Source organism: Clostridioides sp. LIBA-7678, assembly GCF_056716065.1.
This window is the reverse complement of sequence record NZ_CP196987.1, coordinates 1922260-1942842: the sequence shown is the minus strand read 5'-3', so window position 1 is coordinate 1942842 and position 20583 is coordinate 1922260. Positions and strand designations below refer to the sequence as shown.

21 protein-coding genes and 1 other annotated feature are annotated in these 20583 nt (G+C 27.5%); of the genes, 10 read left to right on the top strand and 11 right to left on the bottom strand.

What is annotated here, in order from left to right; translation table 11 throughout:
- The first annotated feature begins 101 nt into the window (after positions 1 to 101).
- Positions 102 to 647 (top strand): helix-turn-helix domain-containing protein, encoded by a 546-nt coding sequence (locus tag ACTG46_RS09420; RefSeq protein ID WP_054270216.1) that lies wholly within the window; start codon positions 102 to 104, stop codon positions 645 to 647.
- A gap of 13 nt (positions 648 to 660) precedes the next feature.
- Positions 661 to 1347, top strand: coding sequence for a YjjG family noncanonical pyrimidine nucleotidase (locus ACTG46_RS09415; RefSeq protein ID WP_054270215.1), 687 nt, complete (start codon positions 661 to 663; stop codon positions 1345 to 1347).
- A 126-nt stretch (positions 1348 to 1473) separates the two neighbouring features.
- Here ACTG46_RS09415 and ACTG46_RS09410 read toward each other — a convergent pair whose 3' ends face one another.
- From ACTG46_RS09410 to ACTG46_RS09395, 4 genes are all read right to left on the bottom strand, one after another.
- Positions 1474 to 2094 carry a hypothetical protein gene (locus ACTG46_RS09410; RefSeq protein ID WP_479924002.1) on the bottom strand — a complete coding sequence of 207 codons (621 nt, stop codon included), beginning with the start codon at positions 2092 to 2094 and terminating at the stop codon, positions 1474 to 1476.
- Positions 2084 to 3106, bottom strand: a complete 1023-nt coding sequence (locus ACTG46_RS09405; RefSeq protein ID WP_479924001.1) for a uroporphyrinogen decarboxylase family protein — start codon at positions 3104 to 3106, stop codon at positions 2084 to 2086. The genes ACTG46_RS09410 and ACTG46_RS09405 overlap by 11 nt, the downstream gene beginning before the upstream one ends.
- Before the next feature lies 1 nt (position 3107).
- Positions 3108 to 3746, bottom strand: a complete 639-nt coding sequence (locus ACTG46_RS09400; RefSeq protein WP_479924000.1) for a cobalamin B12-binding domain-containing protein — start codon at positions 3744 to 3746, stop codon at positions 3108 to 3110.
- Positions 3747 to 3872: 126 nt separating this feature from the next.
- Positions 3873 to 5024, bottom strand: a complete 1152-nt coding sequence (locus tag ACTG46_RS09395; protein WP_479923999.1) for a GNAT family N-acetyltransferase — start codon at positions 5022 to 5024, stop codon at positions 3873 to 3875.
- A gap of 419 nt (positions 5025 to 5443) precedes the next feature.
- Here ACTG46_RS09395 and ACTG46_RS09390 point away from each other — a divergent pair, with 419 nt between their 5' ends.
- On the top strand, positions 5444 to 6256 hold the full coding sequence (locus ACTG46_RS09390; RefSeq protein WP_054270210.1) for an Mrp/NBP35 family ATP-binding protein: 813 nt from the start codon (positions 5444 to 5446) through the stop codon (positions 6254 to 6256).
- Between the two features lie 86 nt (positions 6257 to 6342).
- Here ACTG46_RS09390 and ACTG46_RS09385 read toward each other — a convergent pair whose 3' ends face one another.
- Positions 6343 to 6534 (bottom strand): hypothetical protein, encoded by a 192-nt coding sequence (locus tag ACTG46_RS09385; protein WP_479923998.1) that lies wholly within the window; start codon positions 6532 to 6534, stop codon positions 6343 to 6345.
- A gap of 773 nt (positions 6535 to 7307) precedes the next feature.
- On the opposite strand from ACTG46_RS09385, the gene ACTG46_RS09380 reads away from it, so the two are divergent.
- Together ACTG46_RS09380 and ACTG46_RS09375 are read left to right on the top strand one after the other, a co-directional pair.
- Positions 7308 to 8927: a Na/Pi cotransporter family protein gene (locus ACTG46_RS09380; protein WP_479923997.1), complete on the top strand. Its 1620-nt coding sequence runs from the start codon at positions 7308 to 7310 to the stop codon at positions 8925 to 8927.
- Positions 8928 to 9195: 268 nt separating this feature from the next.
- On the top strand, positions 9196 to 9390 hold the full coding sequence (locus ACTG46_RS09375; protein ID WP_074179404.1) for a peptide ABC transporter substrate-binding protein: 195 nt from the start codon (positions 9196 to 9198) through the stop codon (positions 9388 to 9390).
- A gap of 240 nt (positions 9391 to 9630) precedes the next feature.
- Here the strand turns inward: ACTG46_RS09375 and ACTG46_RS09370 are convergent, their stop codons facing one another.
- Positions 9631 to 9936, bottom strand: a complete 306-nt coding sequence (locus tag ACTG46_RS09370) for a hypothetical protein (RefSeq protein ID WP_479923996.1) — start codon at positions 9934 to 9936, stop codon at positions 9631 to 9633.
- A 338-nt stretch (positions 9937 to 10274) separates the two neighbouring features.
- Positions 10275 to 10556 (bottom strand): hypothetical protein, encoded by a 282-nt coding sequence (locus tag ACTG46_RS09365; RefSeq protein ID WP_479923995.1) that lies wholly within the window; start codon positions 10554 to 10556, stop codon positions 10275 to 10277.
- Between the two features lie 311 nt (positions 10557 to 10867).
- On the opposite strand from ACTG46_RS09365, the gene ACTG46_RS09360 reads away from it, so the two are divergent.
- The 5 genes from ACTG46_RS09360 to ACTG46_RS09340 all read left to right on the top strand — a co-directional run bounded on the left by ACTG46_RS09360 (position 10868) and on the right by ACTG46_RS09340 (position 15228).
- A complete protein-coding gene (locus tag ACTG46_RS09360; protein WP_167640211.1) occupies positions 10868 to 11677 on the top strand; it encodes a response regulator transcription factor in 810 nt (269 codons plus the stop codon).
- Between the two features lie 41 nt (positions 11678 to 11718).
- Positions 11719 to 11991 carry a DUF3795 domain-containing protein gene (locus ACTG46_RS09355; protein ID WP_054270204.1) on the top strand — a complete coding sequence of 91 codons (273 nt, stop codon included), beginning with the start codon at positions 11719 to 11721 and terminating at the stop codon, positions 11989 to 11991.
- 739 nt (positions 11992 to 12730) lie between these two features.
- Positions 12731 to 13840 (top strand): IS200/IS605 family element RNA-guided endonuclease TnpB, encoded by a 1110-nt coding sequence (gene tnpB, locus ACTG46_RS09350; protein ID WP_167649779.1) that lies wholly within the window; start codon positions 12731 to 12733, stop codon positions 13838 to 13840.
- Between the two features lie 276 nt (positions 13841 to 14116).
- Positions 14117 to 14881, top strand: coding sequence for a lysophospholipid acyltransferase family protein (locus tag ACTG46_RS09345; RefSeq protein ID WP_054270200.1), 765 nt, complete (start codon positions 14117 to 14119; stop codon positions 14879 to 14881).
- 62 nt (positions 14882 to 14943) lie between these two features.
- Positions 14944 to 15228: a hypothetical protein gene (locus ACTG46_RS09340; protein ID WP_021384547.1), complete on the top strand. Its 285-nt coding sequence runs from the start codon at positions 14944 to 14946 to the stop codon at positions 15226 to 15228.
- Positions 15229 to 15303: 75 nt separating this feature from the next.
- On the opposite strand, the gene ACTG46_RS09335 is transcribed toward ACTG46_RS09340, so the two are convergent.
- From ACTG46_RS09335 to ACTG46_RS09320, 4 genes are all read right to left on the bottom strand, one after another.
- Positions 15304 to 16848 (bottom strand): hydantoinase/oxoprolinase family protein, encoded by a 1545-nt coding sequence (locus ACTG46_RS09335; RefSeq protein ID WP_207713531.1) that lies wholly within the window; start codon positions 16846 to 16848, stop codon positions 15304 to 15306.
- 19 nt (positions 16849 to 16867) lie between these two features.
- Positions 16868 to 17947 (bottom strand): DUF917 domain-containing protein, encoded by a 1080-nt coding sequence (locus tag ACTG46_RS09330; RefSeq protein ID WP_054270198.1) that lies wholly within the window; start codon positions 17945 to 17947, stop codon positions 16868 to 16870.
- Between the two features lie 53 nt (positions 17948 to 18000).
- Entirely contained in the window at positions 18001 to 19290 is a 1290-nt protein-coding gene (locus ACTG46_RS09325) for a cytosine permease (RefSeq protein WP_054270197.1), read from the bottom strand.
- Positions 19291 to 19452: 162 nt separating this feature from the next.
- Positions 19453 to 19664 (bottom strand) — a binding site (T-box leader).
- A 454-nt stretch (positions 19665 to 20118) separates the two neighbouring features.
- Positions 20119 to 20550, bottom strand: a complete 432-nt coding sequence (locus ACTG46_RS09320) for an MOSC domain-containing protein (protein WP_054270196.1) — start codon at positions 20548 to 20550, stop codon at positions 20119 to 20121.
- Positions 20551 to 20583 lie beyond the last annotated feature (33 nt).

The following is a 20583-nucleotide window of genomic DNA, read 5'->3' as shown; positions in this document are numbered from 1 at the left end:
AAAATACATTCTATATGTTATAATAATTTCATACTGTATAATCTTTTTATTTGATTATTTTAGGATAATATTTTTTAAAATGAAAAAGAAGGGATATTCATATGAATGATTTAAATTTAGGAGAAAAAATAGCTGAAGTTCGAAAAAAACAAAATTTAAGTATTAGAGATTTAGCAAAACTAGCTGATGTTACACCATCATTATTAAGCCAAATAGAAAGAGGCCTTGCTAATCCATCTGTAAATTCATTAAAGTCTATAGCATCTTCTCTAAATGTTCCTCTATTTACATTTTTTGTATCTGAGGTAGATAAAAAAAGCTTAATAGTAAGACATGATAGTAGAAAAAAAGTTATTTTGCCTGGAAGCAATGACGTTGTATATGAAGTTTTAATTCCAGACTCTAGTAGCAATTTAGAATTTGCAATTATGGATTTAGCTCCAAATACCTCTTCTTGTGTAGATAGGATTACTCACAATGGAGACGAGATTGCATATGTTTTGGATGGAGAAGTCAAACTTTTTATGGATGATGATGAATTCACTCTATTCAAAGGAGATAGTGTTAAAGTTCCTCTGGGAACAAAACACAAATGGCAAAACAATTCAAATAGCGAAAGTAAAGTAATTTTTGCAGTTATTTTATAGAGGAATAAAACTTATGAAAACATATAAATTTATATTTTTTGATGCAGATGATACTTTATTTGATTTTAAGAAGAGTGAATCACATGCTTTTAAAAGACTCCTATCTGAATTTGGTTTGAGACTTGATTATGAGAAATGTATAGAAATATATAGAAATATAAGTGATAAACTTTGGCTTGACCTTGAAAAAAATATCGTAACTTTAGACGAACTTAAATTGCTTAGATTTAAACTTTTTGCAGATGAAATGAAATTAGATGTTGACCCTAAAACTCTTAGCAAAATGTACTTAAATTTTTTAAGTGAATGTACATTTTTAATTCCAGGAGCAGTTAATATATTATCATATCTCAAGAAAAAATACACAATAATTATAATAACAAATGGAATATCTGAAGTTCAAAACAAAAGGCTTAAAAATTCAGAAATAAAAGAGTATATCGATGGAATAATTGTCTCTGAGGAATTAAAAGTATCAAAACCAAATCCTGAAATATTTAAATATGCACTTAAAAAATTTGATTGTTGTGATAAATCTTCTGTATTAATGATTGGTGATAGTTTGACATCAGATATTTTAGGAGGAATAAATTCAGGAATAGATACTTGTTGGTTAAATTTCAATAACAGTATAAATAATACTAACTATTCACCAACTTATGAAATAAGTAGTCTGATTGAGTTGAAGAAAATTATTTAGTTTGTGAATTACCAACATATCAAGTGGAATATTATTATTTTGCAATAATTTTTTTAGTTTATAAATATAGTAACTAAAAAAATTATTGCAATTTATACATAAAACAAGTTTCAATCTTAAAAATAGCTAAAAGCATTTTTGAGGACATTTACTACATCTTGATTCGAGATTTTCCTCATCTCCCATTAAAATAAGCATTGCCACACTCTTTATAGGTGATAGTTGGTGATAATCATTGATTTCTATTTCTACATTATTATATTTATTTTTTATATAGTTATAAATCTCTCTCTGTTTCTCAACCTCAAAATCTTTATCTCCTGGATATATTTCGTATGATATATTGAGATTATTATATTCTTCTTTTAAGTACCTCTTTATTTTTTCATTAATACAATCTAAACACACTACTCCTATTTTATCCAGTGCTAACCCTGCCATCATATTACAATTTTCCATATAGTCGTTCATCTTGATATCAATCTTATCTCCTATTGTGTATAGTATAGCAAATGCTTTTTTACACTTTTTAGGCATTTTATCAATATCAATCTCACTCATATATATCTTAATATCTAAGCTATCATTTATATTTTTTATTTCTTTTTCAACGATTTCATTAATCGTATCTGGAGCCTTCCTATTTCCATACCCCAAAAACTTTAGCACAATGTTCTTATCTATAAAAATGTCTTCTAGATTTAGAGATTCTAAAAAAGATTTATCTTTATTACTATTATAATTCATTAATATCAATCCTATCTAATTCTTTATAACTAATTCTTCCTGCCTTTATAGCTGCTTGTAAGTTTTCTACTGGGGTAGTATTTAAACAGTTACATCCAAAGTTGCATAAGAAATTGTCATATCCTCTCATCTTCTTTAACAACTTTAGTGTCTCTCTCCTAATCTTATCTGGGTTAGAGCGACCAAGAAGCTTTATTGGGTCCAAGTTACCAATCAATACTATATCTCTAGGAATCATTGGAGCAATTTCTTCATAGTCCAAAATTTGGTCTAAGCTTACTGCATCTATATTACAACTTAACATATTGTCTAATAATTCCCTAGTATCTCCACATATATGCATCCCTTTCCAACAATCAAGCTCATCGTATATTTTATTTAAATTTTTTACTATATACTCATCAAATCTATCTTTGCTTAAAGTCACTGATGTTGGTTCTGCTATTGAAATATACTTAGCTCCTGCTTTATTTGCAGCCACAGCATATCTTCTTACCAACTCAGTTGTAAATTCCAATAACTCTTCTACAAATTTTTTATCAGTTATTATATATCTCAAAAGTTGTGTAGCTCCAGCTAGCTGGCCTGCAAGTGTAAATGGACCTTGTATAGCTTCATACAATGGTTTTTTTATACTTTTTGATATAAGTGACAAACTTTCTATATTAAGTGGCATACGTCCACTTGTATAAGGGTCTGGAACTTCTAGTTTTCTTAATTTTTCCCTATCAGTTATAGTATGTGTTAATACACTTGGAAAATCATAATCCGGTCTTAGTGTCTCTAGACCTAAAGTCTCACAAAACGTAATCCCATCACAGAATGAATATATAAAATCTGATTCAAAATACTTGTCCATAGTCTTTGCTAATTCTAACTGCGTATCTACACTATCATATACTTCATATGCCTTTTTATTTATTAAAAATAATCCATTTGTACCCATATCAGGCAAAAAGAAGCCTCTATCCTCACTGTTTATATATTGAAGTAAAGTCATATCTGAAAACATCTTAAACTTCACCTCCTATAAGTTTGTTTATTAATTTGACTGCTTTTGGAGCATTTGAGCTATATCCATCTGCTCCTATTTCTTCTGCAAACTCCATACTTACAGGACCTCCACCAATTATTACTTTTGGTTTTTTATCTATCTTAATCCTATTAAGTTCATTTATAACTGACTTCATGTTCTCCATAGTCGTTGTCATCATTGAAGATAAGCCTATTATATCAACATTGTTTTTTATGGCCTCTTCTATTATATCTTTACTTTTTCTATTTACACCTAAATCAATAACTTTATATCCAGTAGCTTCTACCATTACTTTTACAATGTTTTTTCCTATCTCATGGGTATCTCCTTCTACTACAGACATCAGAATTACGCCCTTTGATTTCTCCTTTACTTTTCCAGTCCCTTTCAAAAGATTAATTCCTTTATTTAGTGCATCTGTACATACTATAACTTCTGAAAGATAGTATTCTTTGTTCTCAAATTTATCTAAAGCTCCTATCATACCTTTGTTTAAACCATATTCATAAATATCTTCTACATCAATATTTTTATCTATAGCAATTTTCACTAAATTTTCTATATTGTCTACACCCATATTTAATATGCATTCTGCTATATCATCAAGTATGTCCATATAATATTTCATCCCTTCTAGTATCTTACAAAATTTCTTTTTTAACATAAACTAATTTACGTTATTTAATAAGAGCTCTCTTTAAACATAATCCATTTTTATTGAATACAGTCGAAAAGCACACAATTATTGATAATTTAAATTTGCAGTCCATGGAAAATCTAAAGGAAACACCTTTGTTGCAAATTCATGTATATTTTTTAAATGTTTAAATTCATTGTATTGCTCTTCGTTTTTTTCAAAAAACAGTTTATTAAGTTTATCCAAACTTTCTATTACAAGTTCTTCTTCTTTATATTTAATAATATATTTATTTTCAACTTGTTTAAACTCCATATATTTTAATAATTCAGAATCTATATATTGATTAAAATAACTTCTTAGGTTATCACACAATTTTACAAAATTTATTATTTTCATAGTTCCTTGTTGATAATCCAAAGTTTTTATTTCATTACCTTGTAATTGGTCTTTAAGATTTCTTACATGTACTTTATAATCTAAATATTCTAAACCAAATTTATTTGTTACGTATTTCAATATATTTTCAGCATTTACAGAGTTTAACCCTATCTCAGCCACTTCTCCTACAATAGAATTTTCTTTTTTTATTGTTCTTATTATTAAATATCCTATAATATTATTATTTTCTTTTATAAATACCTTCTTATAATCAATTGGTCCCCAAGCAATAGTTGCTGCATGTAATAATTTTTTGAACTCATCTTTTCTTCTTATAAATCTAGTACTATTTTGATTATATAGTTCAATCATTTTGTCTAAATCATCATCTTTTTCAAAATTAGTTTCATCAAATTCAACTATTTCATATGGTATTTTCACATTCTCAGGTTTTATTGTATATTTGTAGAAGCTTTTTACCAAACTACAATTTCTTCTACTGTACAAAGTTCTTGTTCCTGAAATGATTACAATATCTATACCATCATAAAACATTTTTTCTTCTACTTTATCCAATACCTTAGATGAATAGCCTTTTTTTTCATAATCTGGATGAGTACACACCCCGCCTATAGCTGCAACTTTCAGCCTATTTCCTTGAATATATACATCTTGAATTAAATAATTTACGTCTGAAACTATTTTATCATCTTCTGATATTATAATCATATTTTCTATATTATTTTTATTTAATAAGAGAGGAAACTCCTCCATCATAGTTGGTTTATGATTTCTTGATATCCTAAATACATAGTTTATTAATTCTATTACCTTATCGAATTCTTCTAATTTTGCACTTCTTGGTCTTAATTCCATTTATATTCCTCCAAATATTATTTAAAATACTTAAACGCTATTATCTATAATAAAACATTTACTACTACATTTCTAATTATATCTTTTTTCTTTGCAATTTTTAATTGTTTTTTCATCAAATTTTTATAAAATATACATCTAATTCCCAGTTACACTTATAAAATGACCAGTTATGCATAATATATTGAAATATTTTCCATATATTTATATGATTAATGTCTATAGGTCAGTTGAAATAATCACTTTTTAGAAGGTTATAATTTTTTTATTACCTTCTTTTTTTATTATAAATTATAAATCAATCAACAGAAAATATTCTAAGTTACTTTTAAATAATGACTTTATGGTTCAATTGTACTAAAATAGTATATGTAGGTTACAAATGACCTAATAAATATTAAAGTTTGGAGGTAATAGATATGGCAGATTGTAATTCATGTCCATCAAAGGGAAATTGTAATAGTCAATCAAATTGTTCTATTGAAAATAACCCTAACAATAAATTTGGAAAAATAATTGGTGTTATGAGTGGAAAAGGTGGGGTTGGAAAATCAACTGTAACTGCTTTACTTGCTAATAAGCTAAATAAAATGGGATATAAGGTTGGTATATTAGATTCAGATATAACTGGACCAAGTATTCCTAGACTTATGGGTGTAAAAAATGTAAAAGCTTATTCTGATGGCTCTTATATTTATCCTGTAGAAAATGCAAATAACATAAAAGTAATGTCTATAAACCTTATGATAGATGATGAAAATGAACCTGTTGTTTGGAGAGGACCTTTACTTGGAGGAGTTGTAAAACAATTTTATACTGATGTTCTTTGGGAGGAATTAGACTACTTATTAATAGATATGCCTCCTGGTACTGGAGATGTTGCATTAACTGTTATGCAATCTATCCCTATAAGTGGAATAGTTATGGTTTCTGTACCTCAAGATTTAGTATCTATGATTGTATCAAAAGCAGTTAATATGGCTAAAAAAATGAACATAAATGTTCTTGGAGTTATTGAAAACATGAGTTATATCCAATGTCCTGATTGTTCTAAAAAAATCAAGTTATTTGATGGAGAATCTACTGAGACATTTTTAAATGATTTAGATTTAGAACTTTTAGGAGAACTTCCTATGACTAAAGAAATCATAGATATTACTCATAATGGTGTTACAGAAATTAGCGATGATTTAGATTCAATATTAACTAATGTTGTTGAAAAAATCAAATAAATAGCAATTTTATAGTTTATATTTAACATAAAAGAGGCTTGTCTTTATTTTGCAACAATACAAATAAATACAGACCTCTTTTATGCTTATCTATGTTTTAAATACACAAAATATTCTTCTATAATATCTCTATTTTTTACTTTTAGCAAATATTCATTATAATGAGCATTATATGGTTGTGTCATTTTACATTCTATTACATTTTCTATGTCTTCCAATTCTAAAAGTTCTACATCTTTTAAAAATTTTCTCTCTATAAGTTCCATTAATCTTTCCATAAAATATCCCCACTTCCCCTATAATTAAGATAAACTAGGTATTTTTTTAATTACAAAATTTACCTGTTTATTATATTATATCCAATATCTTAAGGTTTCTAACATAACTAATAATTATTTTAATAAAATATACATTAATTTATATTAAATCTATTTATAATAAGTATTTTTACATATTATCTGTGACTTTGATGCTATATATTTAGTATTTTTTCGATTATATAAAGAATTCCTCTTAATCCTACAAATGGAGCATATGGATTAACTATATCAACTTCAAGACCTAATTCCTCCAACAAGTCTCTGACACATAAAACAGTATCATAATCTCCAAATACAGCACAGTTTTTGCTTTCTTCATAAAAATAGCTGCTTTTATACCTTCTTTCTAAGCACTATATTTAAACTTGATTTAGAAGCATTTTCTATCTCATCTATTGATGTATATGATGTAAAAGTTACATTTACATCTTTTTTAAAAAAGGATGATATCTTTTACACAATTTTTACAAACATGGTTAATTCTTTGTTAAATCAATTATACATAAAATAAACCAAATCTTAGTTAAAGACTTTAAATTACTATATATAGTGAATTTTCTCAAATTAACAACAACTTAAAGATTTAACATTCTCTTAACGTATACTTAACAAAACATTAATATTTTTATTGACAAAATTTGTTATTCTATATTAAGGAAACGATAAATTTTAGTTAATAAAGTTTATAATTCAGATAAAAAATTTATTAATTTCTTAAGGGAGGAAATATCGTGAATATAGCAATTAGTCTTATCGGTGGACTTGGACTTTTTCTTTATGGAATGAGTTTAATGGGAGAAGGTTTACAAAAATCGGCAGGAGACAAATTAAAAAAAATTATTGAACTCTTAACAAGTAATGTTGTTATGGGTGTACTGGTAGGTACAGTTGTTACAGGTATTATACAAAGTTCAAGTGCTACTACGGTTATGGTTGTAGGATTTGTAAATGCAGGAATAATGAATCTAAGTCAAGCTATTGGTGTAATAATGGGAGCAAATATAGGTACTACAGTTACTGCCCAATTAGTTTCATTTAATCTTGAAGGAATAGCACCAATTGCTCTAGGTGTAGGTATTGTATTCTATTTATTTACATCAAATCAAAAAACAAAACATTTATCTGAAATACTTATTGGCTTTGGTATATTGTTTACAGGAATGGAATTTATGAAAGATGCAGTGGCACCACTTGCTGAATATAAAGCATTTACTGATGTACTCTTATATTTTAGTAAAAATCCTCTATTAGGTATATTAGCAGGATTTGCTATAACAGGTATTATACAAAGTTCAAGTGCATCTATGGGTATGTTAATAGCCTTGGCTTCTCAAGGAATACTACCTCTATCAGCTGCTTTACCTATCCTTTATGGAGATAATATTGGTACTTGTGTTACTTCACTTTTATCAAGTGTCGGTGCAAGCAGGAATGCTAGACGTGCAGCTGTAATGCATCTAAGTTTTAATGTAATTGGTACAATCATATTTATGCTTATTTTAAATAAGCCTATATCAGCTATAGTTACTCATTTTAACCCAACTGATACGGCTAGACAAATAGCAAATGCACATACTTTATTTAACCTTACAAATGTTATAATATTATTACCATTTTCTAAATACATAGTTAAATTAGCAAGTAAACTTATACCTATTAAAGAAACTGAATCAGAAGTAGTAAATAATACTAAGTACTTAGATGAAAGAATGTTTAGTACTCCATCTATAGCACTTGGTAATACTGTACAAGAAGTTGTAAGAATGGGACACAAAGCTACAAATTCTTTAGAACATGCAATTGCAGGATTCTTAAATAAGAGTAGTGATGATATTAATAAAACTTTTGAATCAGAAAAAGTTGTCAATAAATTACAAAAAGATATACTGAACTATCTATTAAAACTTTCTAAAGAACCTCTTAGAGACGATGAACGTTTTAGAACAGATTTACTTTTTAACACTGTAAATGATATCGAAAGAGTATCTGACCATGCAGAAAATATAGCTGAATTAGCTATGAGTGTTAAAGAAATGAATATTAGCTTCTCTGACAGTGCAATAAAAGAAATATACCAAATATACAATAAAACTATGACTAACTTCAAGGATGCTTTAATAGTTTTAGATGTTAAAGATTTTGAGTTAGCAAACAAGGTTTTAGAAGTTGAAAATGAAGTAAATTACTTAGAAAAAACTTTTAGAAATTCACACATGATTAGATTAAATAATGGAAGTTGTACAATAGATGCTGGTGTGCTTTATCTTGACTTACTTACTAATTTAGAAAGAATTTCTGACCATTCAACAAATATCGTAAAACAAGTATTAAAACTTAAACAAAAAATATAGTGATTGCTTTTATATATAATCCTAATAAATAAAAAATAAGAAGCCATAAATGATACTTATATTATTTATAGCTTCTTATTTTTTATTCAAGATTCAAATTCTTATCTTATTTAGTATCAAACTATTATTATTTAGATTATTCATAAGCATTTTAATAAAAATTTAATACCTTAATATAATAGATTTATTTCATTTTTAATACAATTGTATCATCTAAATATGTTATTATATATTTGAATATTGTCATATTAATAGGAGGGGTTCTACAATGATAAATTATATGGTGGACATTGTATATAGTGAAAAAATAAGTGAAGTAGAAAAGACACTGAAAAGTGAAAATATTCAATATGAATTTACTTCTCGTGATGGTTTTATATTTTTTGGTTTTTATGAGATGACAGATACATACAGGTTTGAAACTTTGTGTTCAGATGAAAAAATTCAATTTAAAAGAATATAATAAATTTAAAAAAGTACATATTTTTAGGTTATATAAAAAAACAGGGCGTCTTTGCCAGCACTTGGCTGCCACGTCCCGTTTTTTTATTATTCTGCCTTTATTATACTACTAATAAATCTTATTCCAAAAATAAGTACCAAATCAATGTAATAACTCATTTTTTTGAATTAATGTTGTTATCTTCATTATGTAGTCATCTGTACTCTTTAATCCTATCATTGGAATTGATAAATTCTCTTTTTAAAGTTTTTCATAAAGTTCTGACATAAACAAACCCTTATCATTGATTTCTTCATCATTGTCTGAAGTAGTATCAACTCCACAATTTGGAGAACGATTAGCACCATTTTCATTTCCCCTATCAATTCCCAAACAACTAAGTTCTGGACATGGTAATTGAACAATACCTACTTCTTCATTAACAAATAATTCAATTACATCCTTAAATGTTGCAGGATATATGGCAGTCCCATCTGAAATAGCATTTTGATTTAATAAACAATGTGCTATAAAAACTACTTTCTTGCTTCTTCCATCTGTAAACATGTTTTCCTCCTCCACTTTTTCTAGTTCTGACCCTTTGGCTATAAAAAATACTCCCAATATTCTACTTAATAACACTGTATTCTTTAACTTATTTTTTAACTTGGATTTATTTGCTAACTTTACAAAGTAATATACTATTTATATTATACTATACAACATACATTTACATCTATTTCCAAAATGGTAATATTTTAATAATATATACATTTAAACTTTACATACAAAAAATACACATCTATAAATTATAAATGTGTATTATATACTAACAATAAGCTGAACTTTCCTACTAATTCTTAATTAGTTATATTTTTTCAAAATAAAATTCATATAAATTAGGTCTATTGCACGATTGAGACCTTAATAATATCTCCATTTTTTCTTTCCAAGTGAACTACCTCTCCAGTTAGGTCATAGTCAAATGCTTTGACTAATATCTCAGTAATCTTTTTACCATCAACTACATCATCTTTTCCATTAAATAAATCCAAAGCATTATTCTCAATCATTCTCTTTGCAAAATTTACAGGTAATTTTATATGTATTTTATCGCCTGTATGTGATAAAACTCTTATTCTTAAAAATTTTTCTAAATTGTTTCTTGGTGTTTGTTTTGATGCCATGCTATTAAACCACTCTCCTTTATTTTTTATTTAATAATAAATTTTATTCTTAAAAATATCTTTATATGTGTTTATTATGAAAGTAATACTATTCTTTTCTAATCTTGATTTATATTTACTCTTATTTAAGATACATTTAGTGGCATCTATAATTTATAATAATTGTATATTTTGAAATTTTACCTTACAATTATTGTATCTGAATTTAACAAGAACATATTATTAAAATATTTCAGTTGAATCAAATTTTGTTTATTATATATTAAAATAAATTGGCATATTTGTTCTTAATATATTAGGAGGATTTACTTATGAATAAAATAATCAATAATATTTTAAATGCTTGCAAACAGTATACATATATTTTGCCACATAAATTATTAAGACCATATATAGCACACTATACAATATCTATTTCCGATATAAATACTAAAGAAAATCTTACATTAATACCTGATGCTAGTGGATGTATGATATTTGAATTTGATAAAAAGGGTATGGATAGTGAATTTTGGGGAGCTACAACGAAAACTGTAATTGTAAAAAACGACATAGAAAATGTACTATTTCGAGTATTTGTTGAGTTTCGTCCAGGTGGAGTATATTATTTAACAGGTTTTTCTCAAAGAGAATCCACTGACTTAAAAATTAAACTTGAAGATTTTAATACATTATTTAGCTCAGAGATTAATTCTATTTTTGAAAAAACGAGCACTCTAAAAGAATTAATAGAAGAATTAGATATGTTATTTTTATCATACTTGTTCAAATCAAATATAATAGATATGACTATCCCAATCCTTGAAAATACAAGAAAACAGAACTCCATTATGTCAGTTAAAAATATTTCTCAAATCAGTTGTTATAGTGAGCGTCATTTAAACAGGATTTTTAATAATTCTCTTGGAATGAGTATCAAATCCTATCTTAGATTACTTCGTATAAATCTTGTATTGCAAGAAGTACAAAATAATAATATGCTATTTACAACTTTAGCTCAAGATATTGGCTATTATGACCAATCCCATTTTATAAATGATTTTAAATCTATCTGTGGGGTTAATCCAACAACCTATATAAAAAATTTGTCCGATTTTTACAATGAAAAGTATAAGTTTTGATGTACAATCATATAAAATTTATATTTAAGGAGTGAGTAACAATGATAGAATCAAGATGTGGAATTTTATGTTATGAATGTGAGTACAAAGGAAAGGTCAATTGCAAAGGATGTACATATATTGATAAACCTTTTTGGGGTGAAGAATGCCCTGTAAAATCATGTTGTGAAAATAAAAATCTTACACATTGTGGTCTATGTGATACATTTCCATGTGAAATGCTTAATCAATTTGCATATGATAAAGAACAAGGTGATGATGGAAAAAGAATCGTTCAGTGTAAGGAATGGGCTAGCTCTAGCATTACGAATTAATATATCTCTATATTATAAAACAAATCTTTTTAAACTGTTGTTGCTAACCTACAACAGTTTTTATAATTTAATTTAAAGGTTATTAAGTTAATTTAATAGAATAGTAATTTATTGATTGAAAAATAGCTACGCACACTTGTGACTTTAGTCATGAGTTAGTAGCTAAAATAGTCAGCATATAGGGAAACTTATATGTAGAGATAGGATAGAACCTATCCAATACTACTTGAATTGCTGGAAATCCCTAAAACTAACCAAACTAAAACATAAGGATGAAATAAACCTAAGTGTGAAAGTTACGAAAGTAGAAAAAATTGGTTAGATGGTATAAGGTTAAACCCTAAGTACTTTAAAATGGGCAATCAGCAGGTAAGCTCCTAAGTAGGAGAAACTTCAACGACTATTCCTCTTGAGGGAAGTACACTACAAGTTATCGGTAGTGGAAGTGGGTAGACCTTAACGGATAATGCCGAAGGATAAGATATAGTCTGTGCTTACATGAAAGTGTAAGAAGTTCATAAGAGAACTGCATAGGTAGTAGCGAACTTATGTGAACGACAACCTCAAAAATGATAAAAGTCAGGACTTATGGTTCTTACATATGTTATTTAGAAATAAATATAAAACCTTCGAAATAATTGTTTTAGATAATTACGTTTGTTAATATTATAATGAGTGATGAAAAATAGAAGTTACTTGGATATGTATATTAATAATCATAAAAAGCAATTAAAGTGAGGTGATAGTAGTGGAAAAAGCTTATAAGTTTAGAATGTATCCAAATAAAAAACAGCAAGAGTTAATTAACAAAACTTTTGGATGTTGTAGATTTGTATATAATAAATATCTTGCTAAAAGAATAGAAGTTTATGAAAATGATAAAGAAACTTTTACTTATAAACAGTGTAGTTCTGATTTGACCCATTTAAAAAAAGAATTAGAGTGGCTTAAAGAGCCTGATAAATTTTCACTACAAAACACCTTAAAAGATTTAGAAAACGCATATAAAAAATTCTTTAAAGAAAATGCAGGATTTCCTAAATTTAAATCAAAGAAAACTAATAGATTTTCATATAAAACGAATTTTACAAATGGAAATATTATGTACCTTGGTCAATATATAAAATTACCTAAACTTGGTATGGTTAAAGTAAGGGATAAACAAGTACCTCAAGGGAGAATACTTAATGCTACTATATCCAAAGAACCAAGTTGTAAATATTATGTATCATTATGTTGTACTGATATAGATATTGAAGCATTTGAAAATACTAATAATCAGATAGGTTTAGATTTAGGAATTAAAGAATTTTGTATCTCAAGCTGTGGACAATTTATAGAAAATCCTAAGTATCTTCTAAAGTCATTAAACAAACTTGCTAAATTACAAAGAGAATTATCAAGAAAAACAATTGGTAGTTCAAATAGAAATAAAGCAAGATTAAAAGTTGCAAGACTTCAAGAACATATAGCTAATAGTCGAAAGGATTTTCTACAAAAACTATCTACTAAATTAATAAAAGAGAATGATATTATTTGCATAGAAGATTTACAAGTAAAGAATATGACTAGAAATAGTAAACTATCTCGCTTAATTTCTGATGTGTCATGGTCAGAATTTGTTCGCCAATTAGAATATAAAGCTAATTGGTATGGTAGACAAATTGTAAAGGTAGGTAAATTCTTTGCAAGTTCACAAATATGTAATAAATGTGGGTATAAAAACGAGGAAATAAAGAATTTAAATATAAGAGAATGGATTTGTCCTTGTTGTAATGTAACTCACGATAGAGATATAAATGCGAGTATAAATATACTAAAAGAAGGATTAAGACTAATAACAGTTTAAAATAGATAACGTATGTAAGAACCGTAGGAACTACGGGGATAGCCTGTGGAGAATTGGTAAGACATATTTTAGTATGCGAAATCCTATGAAGCAGGAACCCTGTGACTTCAGTCATGGGAGGTTCAGAGAATATAACTGGTAAAATTAAAAGTATAAAATTTTAATATCTGCCTATTTTAAATATAGATTATATAACTGAATTAAAATAGACTTAAATTTTATTTTATGTTAAAATCTTTACAGTAATAAATAATTTTATTTTAAGGAGATAATTTTATGAATAATTACTTAAAATTTGCTACATATCAACTTATAGGTTTTACATCTTCTATACCTAGACTTATTAAAATTAAAAAGAATCCTGATAAATTTAGCTTAAAAGAAAAATTTGAATTTATGCAAAAGCAAGCTAGAAAATCTTTAGATATAGTAAATATAGACCTTAATATAATTGGAAAAGAAACATTACCAAAAGAACCTCTTCTATTTGTTGTAAATCATTCTAGTATGCTTGATAGTTTTATATTAGCAGCAAGTGTGGAAAGACCAATTGGATGTGTAATTGCAGACGAACCAGTTTGGAGAAATATACCTATATTTAAAGAATGGGCAAAACTATTAAGATGTGTATATGTAAACAGAAAAAACAATCGAGAAGGTATAAAAAGTATATCTGAAGCTTCTCAAAATATACTTAAAGGTCAAAGCATGGCTGTATTTCCAGAAGGAGATTTGACATGGATTAAAGAACCAAATTCATTGGTATCAGATTTTAGAAGTGGGGCCTTAAAAATAGCATACAAAGCAAAATGCCCTATTGTTCCACTGGTAATAAAAAACTCAAAAGATACTTATGAAGGGTATCAACCTATTGGCAAGATTAATTCTCTTCCTGTTGAAGTTGAATTTTTAGAACCGATTTATGACCATATTGAAAATCCTAGACTAAAATCTTCTGTACTAGGTGAAAATATAAAAAATAATATGATAAAAGCAATAGAAAGCTTTAGAAAATCAAATAAAACATTTAAAGAATTTTAATATTAAAATTTATTGACTAAAAAAAATTTTAATGTTAAAATTCTTTTTAAGAGGTGATTAACATGGCAAAAAACACAAAACAAACAACGGTTCATATTGATGAAACATTACTCAAAGAGGTTAAAAGAATAGGAATTAATGAAAATAAGAGTATATCCCAGATAATAAATGAATCAATAATAAATTATGTATTGGTATATAGAGAAAATGAAGATAAGGAAAAAAATGAACATGATAAGAATTTAAATGAAACAATAAATGCGTTCAAAAAAGAAGAAGAAAAAAGAATACAAGCTAAAAGTGCTGCTAGAGCTATAGCAGAAGCAAAAAAACGAGTTCTTTACTAAAAAACAAAAATCGGTACAAATTAAGCACCGATTTTTTGATATTTAAAATAATTTTAAAAATAATTAAATTCTTCTTTAAATTAAATCACCAACAACTTTTACTTTTATAAGAAGTGCATTTCCAGGAAGGTATGCAAGTGGAACATCTTCTATGTTTAATACTTCTATAGTATCTTTTTTAGCACCAGCCTTTAGAGCTTTATTTACTGCCTCTTGCTTTGAATCTTCTATAGCATCTTCCCTAGACATTTTATCTAAGCTATACACCTTTTCTACATCTCCACTTATTTGTCCTAATGCAGCACCAATAGCATTTGCAGCAGTATAATGAGGAGGTCTTATAACATTACTTATGCCTTTTAATTTTTCAGGAACAATTATACTTCCTCCACCTGTTAAAACTAACTCAACATCATCTTGACTAGTTTTCATTTGGTCTACAGCATCTTCTAGCTTTAAAATTACCTTTTTATATACCTCATCACAATACTCTTTATCTAAATGTTCAACATTAGTTTTTCTATCTTCAAATGCCATATCTAACCTTGTAACAACATCTGACAAAGTTAAAGTATCTCCACCAAATATTATTGCATCTTCAGTTATTTTGTAACCAACACTTTCAGGACCTATCTTTATATTATCTTTTTCACCTTTTACACATGTCCCACCAGCAAGTCCAATAGTTAAAACATCAGGCATTCTAAAGTTTGTATGTACTCCTCCAATTGTAACTGGAATTGATGATTCTCTAGGGAATCCATTATATAGTACCCCTAGGTCACTCGTAGTTCCTCCAACATCCAATACTATTGCATTTTTTACTTCTGATAAGAAAGAAGCTCCTCTTATAGAATTTGTTATTCCACATCCAATTGTAAAAATTGGATATTTCATTGTATACTCTAAATTCATTAATGTTCCATCATTTTGACTAAAATAAATTTGTGCATCTATACCTAAATCTTTAAGTGCTTTTTCAAATCCTAAAGATACTGCTTTACCTACTTGAGATAATGCAGAATTTAAAATGGCTCCATTTTCTCTTTCTAGTATACCTATATTGCCTATTTCATTTGATAAAGATATAGGAATATCACCTAGAATTTCTCTAACCCACTTTGCAACTTCCTCTTCTTGTTGTTTATTTACTGGAGCAAATACTCCACTTATTGCAACACTTTCCACTCTGTCTTTTATTTTATTGCAAAATTCTACAACTTCTTCTTTGCAAAGTTCATTTATCTTTCTACCATCAAACTCATATCCACCAGACACTAGTATTGAATCTAGTTCTATCTTTTCTCTTAAATCTTCTGGCCAATCTATAAAAGGAAGAATAGCAGTTGTCGCTGGCTTTCCTATTCTTATCATTGCTACATTATTAAGTCTTTTTCTTTCTACAATAGCATTTGTACAATGAGTTGTACCAAGCATAGCATACTTTATTAAAGAATGGTCAATCTTACTTTCATCTATAACTTTTTTTAAAGCATTATAAACACCTGTTTCAACATCTTTTGTAGTTGCTACCTTAACTGAATGAATTACTTTTAATTCCCCATCCAGTATACAAGCATCTGTATTTGTTCCTCCAACGTCAATTCCTACACGATACATCAAAATTTCCTCCTAAACTTTATTTTCCTTGTAATTCTTCTACTGTTTTATATTCCACATCATATCCAAAGTATCCAGGTCCAACTGTCTCAATTCCTTTTTCTGTTCTCCATTTTTCATTACAAGGAAAAGCTACTACCATAACACGCGAACCGTATTTTATTCTTTCTGTAGTTATTGGAAATCCAGTTTCTAAATCTAATACTGCTATTAAATCTGGTGTAATACAAAGTGGTGTATCACCTTTTTTTGCAATTAAATTCTCGTTTTGAAATAATATAGAATACTCTCCATCATATTCATTAATTCCAGCAAAAAAAGCATGCCCTCTAGTAAATCCACCTTTCAATTCTCTCTTAATATCAATTACCTTTCCTTCAAATAACTTATATCCTTTTAATTCTTTCAATATATTCTCAACAGCACCTTTTGAATCAGACTTATTTTCAAGCAAAAATCCTCCTATAGTTTCAGCTATTGTAAGTGTATTACCTATAGCAGCTTTTTTAACTTGAGCTCCACTTAAATTGTAATCACTGATAGAAGAACTTCCTCCCATTTCCACAGTTAGAGTTCTGGCTAATCTTTCTGACCAAATTCCATCTACAGGATAAAGGATAGCAGAATTTCCTTTTTCATCAGACATTACAGCAGGTGATGCCTCATACCCTTCAAGATAAAAAGTTACCATTTGAGCTTCAGGAAAAGCTCTCCCCATAGAATCAGCATCCAAAATAGGTAGTCCTTTTTTTGCAGCAACTGCTATTGGCATAAGTGAGTTTATTCCTCCTATTTCTATAGGAATTATAACATCTACTTTTCTATTTATTAACTTCTCCATTATTTCTAAAGGTGTAGTTAATTCTACCTCAGAAAGTAATTTTTCTATTGTAATTACAGGAGAACCCATACCAGATACTGGAACTACTAGAGCATCATCATCAAGTTCATCCAAACTTATTACTTTTACAGGACCATACTTTTTAATTGCTTGTTTTGCAACAAGTTTACCTACATATGGGTCTCCTCCTCCTCCAGTTCCAAGTACTGCTGCACCAACTGCTATTTTATCTATACTTTCTTCTGTTAAAAATCTCATGTTACTTTCTCCTCATATTTCAAATTTATTTTACACTTTATAAACAAATTTCATTACACTGCTTTATCTACATTTTCCTTATTTTTTGCTGAACAAAGCACTTTTCCAATAATAGATTGTACTACAAATCCTGCTATAAACCCATCTAAAGGAGCTATAGTAGTAAGAGTTATAAATCCATATGTTGAAAGATAAGTTATCAATATCCCAATTACCCAAGATACTATTGAACGTTTAACTATTGGTTTATATAATACACCCTTATCAAAACCTTTAAGCTCTTGCTTTACTATGTAATATTCTGCTGTATATACACCACCAACAGGTGCAATTACGATTCCAAGTAGATTTAAGAATCCTATAAAACCTTCATATATTCCAAATACAGCTAATAATGTTGCTACAATACCAAGAACTATAGTTAATACTTTCTCAGGTGCTTTTTTAAGTACAAGTGCTATACTTAGTGATGCTGAATAAACATTACTTGTATTTGTAGTCCATTGAGCTAATGTAAGCACAATTATACCTGGTATAGCAATTCCCAACGTAATAAAAATTCTCATAATATCTGAAGTTCCCATACATTTTACCAATATTATAGAAACTACTATCATAAAGGCATTTCCAAATTGTATTCCCAAGAAACTTGAAAGTGCACAATCTCTTCTACTTTTAGCCCAACGACTTATATCAGGAGATACTATTGCACCAACTATTATTATACTCATTGATAAAGAAACTCCACCTGCAAATGTCATAGTAGACTTCATATTATCATCAACTGGAATTCCATTTGCTCTAAAAGCTAAAAATATAGTTAACATCATAAGAATTAATAAGAATGGTACTGAATATACACTTAATTTTTCCATTGCCTTATATCCATAAATAGCAGTGCTCATCATCAAGAGACCACCTATTAGGCTTAGAATTTGCATACTTACATCCAGATTAAATATATCTTTTATTATTATTTGTGCATTTTGAGCAAAGAAACCTACTTGAACTCCAAACCACCCTAATAGAGAAACCCCTATAACTAGAGAAAATATTTTTGCTCCAGTCTCTCCAAACACATACTTTGTTATCATAGATGTAGATAGGCTTGTAGACGAACCAACTAAAGAGCATGTAGTATACAAAATTGCAGAAAAAAATGAACCAACAATTACTGATAATATTGCTTGTTTCATTGGCATACTCTGTGCCAATTCAGCCCCTAAAATAACAGATGATAAATCCACACCTATTGCTACTAAAACTGAAAACATAGCTACCCAGCCACGTTTTTGATGCTCTGGAACCTGCTCCAGTGCATAGTTAATTTTTTCTTCTTCCATTTTCATCCCTCCATTTAAATCGTAAAGTCACTGAGTCTAGTATATTTTACAATTTTCTAATTTATAAATTTATTAACTATCATATATTTATATTTTTCATTTAATATATAGTTTTAAATTTTCTGAAATAATTCTATAATAAAAAACGCCTCTTGGAAAAATCCAAGAGACGAATATAAATCCGTGTTACCACTCTTATTAGTAAAAATTAATTTTACTCACTCATTTTCTTAAGGCGAATTAAACCACTATTATAACAAGATTATAATAGTATTCTCCAAAGTCCTTTTCACACAAATTCCAATATTAGTTCTCAGCCAAATCTAATTCTCTGTAAAATTCCTTTATGCTACTTTCTTTTTCTACGAATCTATAATATTTATTTATAGTTAATTTATGATTTATATAATAATATATATGCAATATTTTGTCAACTCAAAAAGTAAATTACTTGTATTTTTTAGTTTTATATGTAAATTTTTATATTATTACTATATTTATATAATGTAATTTTTAAAATTTCATCAAAATTTATACTTTATTATCTACAAATTTACAGTATAAACAGTTTGTATAAAACAATTAATTTTTGTATAAAATATAATTTTAAATATATAAAGAAAATATTTCTTCTTAAAAATTAAAAAATAAAAAGCTATGATTTTACATTCATAGCTTAATACAACTACTGTTTTAATTTACTAATACAATATTTCATCAACATTTTTATAATGATTAATCATTGTATTTTAAAACAGATACTTATATATTAATAATATTTTCATTGAATTATACGTCATATATAATTACATTTTAATAGTAATTTTACTAAATTATATCTACTGAATCATCCACATGTATAATTCCTTCTTTTAGAACCTTCACAAAAATTCCTTCTCGTGGCATTACACAGTCTCCAGTTAATTTCTTAATTTCACATCCATTGTGACACTTTTTACCAATTTGAGTCACCTCAACTTCACATTTACCAATTCTTAGTTTTGTCCCAACAGGTAAAGAAAATACTTCTATCCCTTCTGTAGTTATATTCTCAGCAAAATCTCCATATTTTAATTGGTCAAAACCTTTCATCTTCATTTTATCTATACTTTCTTTTCCAAGCAAGCTTATTTGACGATGCCAATCTCCTGCATGCGCATCTCCAACTATCCCATGATTTATTTTTAGTTCTGCACATTGTACAGGAACTTTAATTACACCTTTTTTCTCACTTATATTTATTGACACTACCTTAGCCATATTTCCTCCAAATTTTCACCCATATATTATTAA

Coding starts and splice junctions, on each gene's coding strand:
- ACTG46_RS09400 (WP_479924000.1), bottom strand. CDS start 3,746: ATGGACATACTTGATGATATAGCAGAATGCATATTAAATATGGGTGTA.
- ACTG46_RS09335 (WP_207713531.1), bottom strand. CDS start 16,848: ATGTATCGTGTAGGAATTGACGTTGGAGGAACAAATACAGATGCTTGT.
- ACTG46_RS09395 (WP_479923999.1), bottom strand. CDS start 5,024: ATGGAATTAAGACCAAGAAGTGCAAAATTAGAAGAATTCGATAAGGTA.
- ACTG46_RS09320 (WP_054270196.1), bottom strand. CDS start 20,550: ATGGCTAAGGTAGTGTCAATAAATATAAGTGAGAAAAAAGGTGTAATT.
- ACTG46_RS09415 (WP_054270215.1), top strand. CDS start 661: ATGAAAACATATAAATTTATATTTTTTGATGCAGATGATACTTTATTT.
- ACTG46_RS09340 (WP_021384547.1), top strand. CDS start 14,944: ATGGCAAAAAACACAAAACAAACAACGGTTCATATTGATGAAACATTA.
- ACTG46_RS09420 (WP_054270216.1), top strand. CDS start 102: ATGAATGATTTAAATTTAGGAGAAAAAATAGCTGAAGTTCGAAAAAAA.
- ACTG46_RS09365 (WP_479923995.1), bottom strand. CDS start 10,556: ATGGCATCAAAACAAACACCAAGAAACAATTTAGAAAAATTTTTAAGA.
- ACTG46_RS09325 (WP_054270197.1), bottom strand. CDS start 19,290: ATGGAAGAAGAAAAAATTAACTATGCACTGGAGCAGGTTCCAGAGCAT.
- ACTG46_RS09390 (WP_054270210.1), top strand. CDS start 5,444: ATGGCAGATTGTAATTCATGTCCATCAAAGGGAAATTGTAATAGTCAA.
- ACTG46_RS09375 (WP_074179404.1), top strand. CDS start 9,196: ATGATAAATTATATGGTGGACATTGTATATAGTGAAAAAATAAGTGAA.
- ACTG46_RS09355 (WP_054270204.1), top strand. CDS start 11,719: ATGATAGAATCAAGATGTGGAATTTTATGTTATGAATGTGAGTACAAA.
- ACTG46_RS09405 (WP_479924001.1), bottom strand. CDS start 3,106: ATGTTTTCAGATATGACTTTACTTCAATATATAAACAGTGAGGATAGA.
- ACTG46_RS09370 (WP_479923996.1), bottom strand. CDS start 9,936: ATGTTTACAGATGGAAGAAGCAAGAAAGTAGTTTTTATAGCACATTGT.
- ACTG46_RS09360 (WP_167640211.1), top strand. CDS start 10,868: ATGAATAAAATAATCAATAATATTTTAAATGCTTGCAAACAGTATACA.
- ACTG46_RS09385 (WP_479923998.1), bottom strand. CDS start 6,534: ATGGAAAGATTAATGGAACTTATAGAGAGAAAATTTTTAAAAGATGTA.
- ACTG46_RS09345 (WP_054270200.1), top strand. CDS start 14,117: ATGAATAATTACTTAAAATTTGCTACATATCAACTTATAGGTTTTACA.
- ACTG46_RS09330 (WP_054270198.1), bottom strand. CDS start 17,947: ATGAGATTTTTAACAGAAGAAAGTATAGATAAAATAGCAGTTGGTGCA.
- ACTG46_RS09410 (WP_479924002.1), bottom strand. CDS start 2,094: ATGAATTATAATAGTAATAAAGATAAATCTTTTTTAGAATCTCTAAAT.